The organism is Synechococcus sp. MU1655, from assembly GCF_023630655.1.
Lineage (GTDB): Bacteria > Cyanobacteriota > Cyanobacteriia > PCC-6307 > Cyanobiaceae > Synechococcus_C.
This window is the reverse complement of the sequence record NZ_JAKUHK010000055.1, coordinates 1-9021: the sequence shown is the minus strand read 5'-3', so window position 1 is coordinate 9021 and position 9021 is coordinate 1. Positions and strand designations below refer to the sequence as shown.

At 51.8% G+C, this 9021-nt stretch carries 9 protein-coding genes; 7 read left to right on the top strand and 2 right to left on the bottom strand.

From position 1 onward, the window contains the following. Nucleotides 1-102 precede the first annotated feature (102 nt). The gene (locus NCN04_RS04355; protein ID WP_048346699.1) at nt 103-300 is read left to right on the top strand and encodes a hypothetical protein; all 198 of its coding nucleotides are present in this window, start codon (nt 103-105) and stop codon (nt 298-300) included. Between the two features lie 327 nt (nt 301-627). On the opposite strand, the gene rpe is transcribed toward NCN04_RS04355, so the two are convergent. Then, entirely contained in the window at nt 628-1296 is a 669-nt protein-coding gene (gene rpe / locus NCN04_RS04350; RefSeq protein WP_048348192.1) for a ribulose-phosphate 3-epimerase, read from the bottom strand. Nucleotides 1297-1433: 137 nt separating this feature from the next. Here rpe and glpX point away from each other — a divergent pair, with 137 nt between their 5' ends. The 5 genes from glpX (at nt 1434) to pgl (ending at nt 7427) form a co-directional block, all read left to right on the top strand. Continuing rightward, the gene (glpX, locus tag NCN04_RS04345; protein ID WP_048348193.1) at nt 1434-2438 is read left to right on the top strand and encodes a class II fructose-bisphosphatase; all 1005 of its coding nucleotides are present in this window, start codon (nt 1434-1436) and stop codon (nt 2436-2438) included. 28 nt (nt 2439-2466) lie between these two features. After that, the gene (locus NCN04_RS04340) at nt 2467-3780 is read left to right on the top strand and encodes a glutamyl-tRNA reductase (RefSeq protein WP_250395278.1); all 1314 of its coding nucleotides are present in this window, start codon (nt 2467-2469) and stop codon (nt 3778-3780) included. A 93-nt stretch (nt 3781-3873) separates the two neighbouring features. Beyond that, the gene (locus tag NCN04_RS04335) at nt 3874-5169 is read left to right on the top strand and encodes a glucose-1-phosphate adenylyltransferase (RefSeq protein WP_250395277.1); all 1296 of its coding nucleotides are present in this window, start codon (nt 3874-3876) and stop codon (nt 5167-5169) included. Nucleotides 5170-5283: 114 nt separating this feature from the next. Beyond that, nucleotides 5284-6702, top strand: a complete 1419-nt coding sequence (gene gnd / locus NCN04_RS04330; protein ID WP_250395276.1) for an NADP-dependent phosphogluconate dehydrogenase — start codon at nt 5284-5286, stop codon at nt 6700-6702. 8 nt (nt 6703-6710) lie between these two features. Continuing rightward, complete coding sequence (pgl, locus tag NCN04_RS04325; protein ID WP_250395275.1) at nt 6711-7427, top strand: 6-phosphogluconolactonase; 717 nt, start codon at nt 6711-6713, stop codon at nt 7425-7427. Nucleotides 7428-7498: 71 nt separating this feature from the next. Here pgl and NCN04_RS04320 read toward each other — a convergent pair whose 3' ends face one another. Further along, nucleotides 7499-7945, bottom strand: a complete 447-nt coding sequence (locus NCN04_RS04320; RefSeq protein WP_048346703.1) for a superoxide dismutase [Ni] — start codon at nt 7943-7945, stop codon at nt 7499-7501. Between the two features lie 495 nt (nt 7946-8440). Between NCN04_RS04320 and NCN04_RS04315 the strand changes: the two genes are divergently transcribed. After that, entirely contained in the window at nt 8441-8992 is a 552-nt protein-coding gene (locus tag NCN04_RS04315) for a CIA30 family protein (protein ID WP_250395279.1), read from the top strand. Nucleotides 8993-9021: the final 29 nt, after the last annotated feature.

Here is a 9021-nt window from a genome sequence, read left to right as displayed (position 1 = left end):
CCAATCCCATCGCAGAGCAGACTCAAGCCGAAGATCTTGATCTGACATTGTTTACATCTCATTATTTGCATCCTAAACTCATTCACGCCTTGACCAATTGCTATGAAATTTTATCCAAAAGGCACGGGAGCAGGAATTTCACTGTTCATCGTGATTGCGCTTGGTATTTACGCCGTCTCTCAAATCGAAGCCATGAAGCGTGCCGCCTTCAGAGAAGGGTTTAGCTGCGCCATCGACGAAACAACTCAAAGCCTTCACTCGTCTTACCAATGCAAGGATTACAGAAAAGATTTCAAATGAAAATCTAATACCTGAAACTGCGAAGAGAAACAGGAACAATCATCTCCCATCAACCAAAGCCAACATCAACGAGCCAACGCTAGCTGCAATCGCCGCAAAGACAAAAACTTAAGCATCTTCAAAAATATCCAAAGTTTCGCAAAACCCATGAGGCCAATTAAACAATTCTATTGAATATTGCGCGACGTAAGCTCAAGCAATTCAGCCTTCGAAGCATGAATCGAAACTCGATAGTGCATCATAAAACCCCTGCGATTTGGCAGGGGCTAACAGTGAATAAAAACCGATCGAAGCAACAACAGAGCAGCCTGGCTCTACGTCACATGTCTACGGGCGCTTGCTGTTACGGATCCCCTGAATCGCCGCTGCGTAATCGGGCTGGTTGAACACACCCGAACCGCTCACGATCGCATTCGCACCAGCTTCAATCACTTTCCAAGCATTAGCGCCCTTCACGCCACCATCCACTTCAATCCAAGGATCCAAGCCTTTTTCATCACACATCCGACGAAGATCACTGATTTTCTTGACTTGATTATCGATAAAACTCTGTCCCCCAAAACCAGGGTTCACACTCATGATCAAAACAAGATCACAAAGCTCTAAGCAGTACTCAAGGGTGTCCAGTGGAGTACTGGGATTAAGAACAGCCCCAGCCATTTTGCCAAGGTCTTTAATTTGAGCAAGATTGCGATGCAAATGAGGACAGGCCTCAACTTGTACAGAAATAATATCTGCCCCCGCTTTTGCGAATTCTTCGACGTAATTCTCAGGCTGCACAATCATGAGATGCACGTCCAAAGGTTTTTTAGTAACCGGACGCAAGGCCTCAACAATTAGAGGGCCAATCGTGATGTTGGGAACAAATCGACCATCCATGACGTCGACATGAATCCAGTCAGCACCTGCCTCATCAACGGCTTTGACGTCCTCACCCAGACGAGAGAAGTCAGCAGACAGGATCGATGGAGAGATCACCAGGGGTTTGGTGCTCATAGCGGAGGGGGCTAAGGGATGGGCAGATTGTAAAGAGCGCTGACACCACTGATACAGTGAGCCGCGCATATGAGACAGAAATCCCTGCTGTTGCAGGCTTTCTCCTCAAAGCCTCTCTTTACCCCCGCAGCACTTACGTGGATCGCACTCTCATCCAGGAAATTCTCGAGATCGTCGAGCAGGCCGCCATCGCTTCCGCCACGCTCTCCGGCAAAGGTCTGAAGGATGAAGCGGATGCATTGGCTGTTGATGCCATGCGCAAGCGCATGAATCAGATCCAAATGCAGGGGCGCATTGTGATCGGCGAGGGGGAACGCGACGAAGCTCCCATGCTCTACATCGGAGAAGAAGTGGGTACCGGCACTGGCCCTGGTGTGGATTTTGCCGTTGACCCTTGTGAAGGCACCAATCTTTGTGCCTACAGCCAGCGCGGCTCCATGGCGGTTCTCGCGGCTTCCGACCGTGGTGGACTGTTCAACGCTCCCGACTTCTACATGAAGAAGTTGGCAGCGCCACCGGCTGCAAAGGGCAAGGTTGACATTCGCAAATCAGCGACTGAAAACATCAAAATCCTTAGTGAGTGCCTGGGCCTTGCTCCTGATGAACTCACCATCGTTGTGATGGATCGTGCCCGCCACAAAGATCTGATCACTGAAATCCGCGCCACCGGCGCTCGTATTCAGCCCATTTCGGATGGTGACGTGCAGGCAGCGATTGCTTGTGGTTTTGCTGGAACTGGAACCCACTGCTTGATGGGCATTGGTGCGGCTCCTGAGGGAGTGATCTCCGCTGCTGCGATGCGTGCACTTGGCGGACACTTCCAAGGACAACTGGTGTATGACCCAGCCATTGCTCAGACCTCTGAGTGGGCCGATATGACGAAGGAAGGCAATCTCGCCCGCCTCGCAGAAATGGGCATTACCGACCCAGATAAGGTGTATGAAGCCAGTGAGCTTGCCTGCGGAGAGCACGTTGTGTTCGCCGGCAGCGGCATCACAGATGGTCTTCTTTTCAACGGAGTGAAGTTTGAAACTGATTGCACCCGCACGAGCAGCTTGATCATCAGCAACCTGAACAACACCTGCAGTTTCACCAACACCATCCACATGAAGGATGGAGCTCAAAGCATCGCTTTGAACTGATTCACGCAGCAACAGAGGGATTTTCTCCATGCATATCGCCGTCATCGGCCTCAGTCATCGAACGGCTCCGGTCGAAGTGCGCGAGAAGCTCAGCATTCCTGAGCAAACCATGGAGGAATCCCTACAAAACCTGCGCAATCATGAGCAGGTGTTGGAGGCCTCGATCCTCAGCACCTGCAATCGACTGGAGATTTACACCTTGGTCCGCAATCCAGATTTAGGGATTGCTGCTGTACGCGATTTTCTGAGTGGCCACTCCGGTTTGGAAAGCCGTGATCTCTCTCCACACCTCTTCACTTATCACCATGACGAAGCCATTGCGCATTTGATGCGAGTGACTGCAGGACTCGACAGCCTTGTTCTTGGTGAAGGGCAAATCTTGTCCCAGGTCAAGAAAATGATGCGCCTGGGCCAAGAGCACAAATCAATCGGTCCCATTCTCAATCGTCTGTTAACGCAGGCTGTCAGCACAGGAAAGCGAGTCCGCTCTGAAACCAATCTCAGCACCGGTGCTGTGTCCGTGAGCTCAGCAGCGGTTGAGTTGGCTCAACTCAAACTTGGACAATCACGCGGCCAAGATGCGTTGGTCACGCTTGAAACGGAGCAAATCGCCGTTGTTGGTGCTGGGCGCATGAGTCGTTTGTTGCTTCAACACCTCCAGTCGAAGGGAGCATCTGGAGTGGTGTTACTGAATCGCACCATTGAACGCGCCTCAGCCTTAGCAACCGACTTTCCGAACCTTCCCATTCACTGCCGGGGACTCGACGATCTTGATCAGTGCTTGAGCACCTGTTCGTTGGTCTTTACGAGCACAGCAGTCGATGACCCGATCATTGACGCCAACAGATTGAACGCTCTGAATCGCCGTAGCACATTGCGACTGATTGATATCGGGGTTCCTCGCAACATTGCTTCCGATGTTCGCGAGGTGTCCGGGGTGGAATCTCACGATGTGGATGATCTACAAGAGGTTGTAGAGCGGAACCAGGAAGCTCGGCAGCAGGTTGCTCGGGAGGCTGAAGGACTGCTCTTAGAGGAGGGACGGCTATTCCTCGAGTGGTGGGACAGCCTGGAAGCCGTTCCCACCATCAACCGCTTGAGGGCATCACTTGAGGAGATCCGAGTCGAGGAACTCACCAAAGCACTGAGCCGCATGGGTCCTGATTTCTCAGCGCGAGAACGCAAGGTTGTGGAAGCCTTAACCAAGGGAATGATCAACAAGATCCTTCACACACCTGTGACTCAGCTCCGCAGTCCACAGCAACGCAGCGAACGACAACAGGCACTTCAGGTCGTCGAAAAAATCTTTGATTTGGACTCTGGAGCGCAGTCGCAAGATTAATTTCCTGCAATCTCCACGATCTGGCCCAAGGGTTGGTTGCGAACGCGAAAAATCCAGTAAGTTTGCCCCGCATAGCCGAAAGGCGGGAGCTGCATGAAGCGAGTACTGGCAATCATTCTCGGGGGAGGGGCTGGCACCCGTCTCCAACCACTGACAAAGATGAGAGCCAAGCCAGCAGTGCCTTTGGCAGGCAAATATCGCCTCATTGATATTCCTATCAGCAATTGCATCAACTCCAACATCAACAAGATGTATGTGTTGACGCAATTCAATAGCGCGTCACTGAATCGTCACCTCAGCCAGACCTACAACCTCAACGCCGGATTTGGGCAAGGGTTTGTGGAAGTCTTAGCTGCGCAACAAACGCTCGATAGCCCATCCTGGTTCGAAGGAACAGCGGATGCGGTGCGCCAGTACCAAACTCTGTTCCGCGAATGGGATGTTGATGAATACCTGATCCTTTCCGGTGATCAGCTCTATCGAATGGACTACAGCCGTTTTGTAGAGCATCACCGCAGTACCGGCGCTGACCTCACGGTTGCAGCTCTGCCCGTGGACGCTGCGCAAGCAGAAGCATTCGGTTTGATGCGCACCGATGAGGACGGAAATATCAAGGAGTTCCGCGAGAAGCCCAAGGGAGATTCCTTAAAGGCCATGGCGGTTGACACCTCCCGTTTTGGCCTCAGCGTTGAGTCCTCCAAGGAGCGCCCTTACCTCGCGTCCATGGGCATCTATGTGTTCAGTCGCAAAACGCTTTTCGATCTCCTGGACGCCAATCCCGGCCATAAGGATTTCGGCAAGGAAGTGATCCCTGAAGCCCTGTCACGTGGCGACACTCTCAAGAGCTACGTCTTTGACGATTACTGGGAGGACATTGGAACCATCGGTGCTTTCTATGAAGCCAATCTGGCCCTCACTCAGCAACCAACACCACCCTTCAGCTTTTACGACGAAGCCTTCCCGATTTACACACGTCCTCGGTATTTGCCACCGAGCAAGTTTGTAGACAGCCAGATCACAGATTCGATTATTAGTGAGGGATCGATTATTAAGGCCTGCAGCATCCACCACTCTGTACTTGGGGTGCGCAGTCGCGTGGAAAACAATGTGGTCCTGCAGGATTCATTGTTGATGGGAGCTGACTTCTTTGAATCGCAAAGCGAACGCGAAACTTTAAGAGCTCGCGGCGGTATTCCAGTTGGCGTTGGCGAAGGCACCACTGTGAAAGGAGCCATTCTTGATAAAAATGCTCGTATTGGTAAAAACGTCACCATCGTGAATAAGGATCGCGTCGAAGAAGCTGATCGTCCTGACCAAGGCTTCTACATTCGTAATGGAATCGTCGTTGTCGTTAAAAATGCATCGATTGCCGACGACACAGTGATTTGACGACAAACTGAATAGAAAATCGGCGCTTCCATCTCTTATCCCTGACAGAGGTAGACCAGTTTGCAGCCGATTTTTGATCCTGTGGTCACACTGACTTCAGTGAATCAGTTTTTGATGTCCAAGTCTCACTTTGGTCTTATCGGTCTAGGCGTGATGGGCGAAAACCTTGTTCTCAATGCTGAGAGCAATGGTTTTTCAAGTGTTGTTTACAACCGCACTTATTCAAAGACGGAAGACTTTCTGAAAGGTCGAGGTGCCGGAAAAAACATTCAAGGAGCCACCGACCTTCAGGATTTTGTCAACAAATTAGAACGACCTCGCCGCATCTTGATGATGGTGAAAGCGGGCGGGCCAGTTGATGCAGTGATTGAACAGATTTCTCCCTTTTTAGACGAAGGTGATCTCCTGATTGATGGTGGCAACTCGGAATATCACGATACGGAGCGTCGTGTTGCCGAGTTGGAAAGCAAGAGCTTTGGCTTTATTGGCATGGGCGTGTCTGGCGGTGCCAAAGGTGCTCTTGAAGGACCGAGCATGATGCCCGGCGGCACCAAAGCGTCTTACGACGCCATTGAAAGCCTCGTCACAAAAATGGCGGCCCAAGTCGAAGACGGCCCTTGTGTCACCTACATCGGCCCAGGCGGTTCAGGGCACTTTGTCAAAACAGTGCACAACGGAATCGAGTACGGCATCGAGCAAATCCTGGCTGAGGGCTATGACCTCATGAAGAGGGTTGGGGGGATGAACGGCACCCAGATGGCTGATGTCTTTGCCCATTGGAACAGCACCGAGGAGCTCGCCTCCTACCTCGTTGAGATCACAGAGGTCTGCTTACGCACAAAGGATCCCGATGATGGGAGCGATCTGATCGAAAAGATCCAGGACAAAGCTGGCCAAAAAGGTACGGGTTTATGGACTGTGGTGAGTGCCTTGCAGATGGGTGCGTCTGTGCCAACCATTTATGCAGCTCTCAATGGCCGCGTGATGAGTTCGATGAAAGATCAACGAGTCAAAGCGGAAACCATCCTCAAAGGCCCAGCGGTCAAGGCCTTTGATCTAGGCACCCCTGCCGATGGAATGGCACCACTGATGGATGCGATGGTGCTCGCCTGCATGGCCAGCTACGCCCAGGGAATGGAGCTTCTTCGGATCGCCTCCGCAGAGCACGATTACAACTTGAACATGCCTTCCATCGCTCAGATCTGGAAGGGTGGCTGCATCATTCGCGCGCGACTGCTCCAACGGATTCAGGATGCATTCACAACCGATCCGCAGCTGAACAATCTGCTGATTGATCCTTGGTTTGCCAATCAGGTCAACACCCGACTTTCTGGTTTAGCCCAAGTCGTTGCAGGAGCCGCTGAGGCCGGAATTCCTGTGCCGTGCTTGAGCAGCACCCTCGACTACATCAACAGCTATCGCACAGCTCGCCTGCCACAAAATGCAGTTCAAGCCATGCGCGACTGCTTTGGCTCCCACACCTATCAACGTGTTGACAAAGATGGAACGTTTCACACCGAGTGGTTGGATTGAGCTGATCGATGACCTCCTATCGACTTGAACGAGCCCGAGATCCCCAGGATCTAGCGCGGCGGGCCTCTGAATACATCGCCACAGCGATACAACTAGCGCTCGATCAACGTGATCGTGCTCAGATTGCACTCTCTGGAGGGACCACTCCCTCCCAGGCTTATCGGCGATTGGGGCAACAACATTTACCCTGGAATCGCGTGGATGTCTTCCTAGGAGACGAACGCTGGGTGTCGGCCGATGACGAGTCCAGCAATGCGCGCATGCTCCGCGCCACCTTGCTCCAGGCCGGTGAGCCCGGGGCAGCGGCCTGCTTTCATCCTGTCCCAACCGTTGAGCTTCCCTCACCAGAAGCAAGCGCGGATGCTTTCGCCCAGATGATTGCCAACAGCTGCAGTGGCGAACCACCCATCTTCGACGTGATGGTCTTAGGTCTTGGGGATGACGGTCATACCGCCTCACTGTTTCCAGGCACTGAAGCTCCTGAAGTCCGTGATCGCTGGACCACGATTGGACGGGGCAAAGGGTTGGAGCGCATCACACTGACAGCACCGGTGCTCAGTGCGTCTCGAACAGTGATGTTCCTCGTCAGTGGTGCCAACAAACGGGACGCTCTGCGACGCTTGCTCGATCCAGCTGAGTCGTCAGAACGCACCCCCGCAAAATTGGCTCGACCGAAGGCAGAAATTCTTGTCCTTACCGACGAAGAAGCTAGCGAAGGGCTTTAAATAAGCAACACTTCTTCGGCATGACAATACTTTTAGGGGCGGCTAAATATTGACCGCCCTTTTTAATTATTTTAATGGGTATGCTTTGGATAGTATTCTTCAAGCTCAATGATAGTTTCCTTCAGCTCGCCAACGTGCTCCAAGTCTGAATTTTGCTTTGCCTTCATCGAGGCAACGATCACTGCATGATGTTTTTTCAATCGCTCTGCGTAATCCTCTTGACTGGGTTTAACGCGTTGAGTTAAAAAATAATCACTGACGGTTTCTATGATTGATTGCGCGTGGGATTCCTTGTTAGCAATTGACCTTGCTAGCTGATTACTGGATTGAGCATCATTCCTTCCTGAGTTGTCTTTAATCAGAATCACTGTTTTTTGGATCGTATCAGCATCCTCAAGCATCGACTGAACACGTGCGTTGTCATCGTAAATGCCGCAAGGCAGCTGGCAATGACTATGGGCTACGCCTGTGCTCAGCAGCGCCGTTGCAAGAGTGAAACCGGAAATCAGGAGTTTCATGAAGGCTTGTTTGTTAAGGAAGTGAGATATTTACTCCTCAGCACCTTATCAATTTTTCAGCTATTTATCATCATTTTACTTGGCTGATTAACCCTATTATCACGCACTTCTCAGTTATTTCTCATATAACTATTCTTTCTGGGTTTTCAATTAGTGGTGGTATAAACCAATCGCTCGTCGCGGCCTAGTCCGACAATATTTTTTAACTCAGCTCCGAGGGATGCGGGACGATTCTGACTTGCGCTTTCCGCACTCGTGCTTGGAGATAGGAGAGTCGAGTGAATAAAACCAGAGGAGAGCATCTGGTTGCTCGCTAAAGATGCGTTTATGGATGGAAGAATGGGCTGGAAGACGAGTGTCCCACTGGATTGCGGTGACGATGGAGCCGCCTACTTTTGACCTCGTCCTATCTGCGTGATGCTGAGAAGAACCGGTCTGACTGCTCTTCTGGTCGTCTCCCTACAGTTGGCTCAAACGCCTGCTTCAGCTGAGTCGATGCCAAAAATTGATGCGAAAGAGAATGTCATCTCCCTAGAAAATTGGACCACGCTGAATGACACCATCATGGGCGGGACAAGCCAAGCCGGCTGCCGCCAAACCCCTGAAGGCCTTTTACTGGAAGGTGAAGTGGTTGCGGATGGGGGAGGTTTTGTGAGCTGCCGTTCCCCCTTGCTCAGACCGCCCCTCGATCTTTCCGCCTTCAGCGGATTGCGATTAGCAATCGAAGGAGAAGGGCGAACCTTGAAATTTGCAGTGGCCTGCTCTGATGGATTGATGGGCCTCACAGAGATGATTCCTGGCGGACTGCGCTGGGTCACGCCTGTTCCCACACAGGTGGAAGGTACCAGCGTTGTGGAGATTGCCTTCAAAGATCTTCAGCCCGTGGTCCGTGCCAAACCTGTAGGGCTGCCTTTGCGTTTTGATTCGTCCGCGATCACTCGATTACAAGTGCTCCATTCACGCTTTGATGAGGCAGGATCAACGAATCCAGGCTTCCGTGCAGGTGTAATCCGCGTTCTGATTCATTCGATCGAAGCCTATCAATGATTGATTTAGCTGTCGTGATTGCTCACACC

What these genes read in the sequence shown, in the direction of transcription:
- NCN04_RS04355 (WP_048346699.1), top strand. Translation starts at nt 103, where the DNA reads ATGAAATTTTATCCAAAAGGCACGGGAGCAGGAATTTCACTGTTCATC.
- rpe (WP_048348192.1), bottom strand. Translation starts at nt 1,296, where the DNA reads ATGAGCACCAAACCCCTGGTGATCTCTCCATCGATCCTGTCTGCTGAC.
- NCN04_RS04340 (WP_250395278.1), top strand. Translation starts at nt 2,467, where the DNA reads ATGCATATCGCCGTCATCGGCCTCAGTCATCGAACGGCTCCGGTCGAA.
- NCN04_RS04335 (WP_250395277.1), top strand. Translation starts at nt 3,874, where the DNA reads ATGAAGCGAGTACTGGCAATCATTCTCGGGGGAGGGGCTGGCACCCGT.
- gnd (WP_250395276.1), top strand. Translation starts at nt 5,284, where the DNA reads ATGTCCAAGTCTCACTTTGGTCTTATCGGTCTAGGCGTGATGGGCGAA.
- pgl (WP_250395275.1), top strand. Translation starts at nt 6,711, where the DNA reads ATGACCTCCTATCGACTTGAACGAGCCCGAGATCCCCAGGATCTAGCG.
- NCN04_RS04320 (WP_048346703.1), bottom strand. Translation starts at nt 7,945, where the DNA reads ATGAAACTCCTGATTTCCGGTTTCACTCTTGCAACGGCGCTGCTGAGC.
- NCN04_RS04315 (WP_250395279.1), top strand. Translation starts at nt 8,441, where the DNA reads ATGCCAAAAATTGATGCGAAAGAGAATGTCATCTCCCTAGAAAATTGG.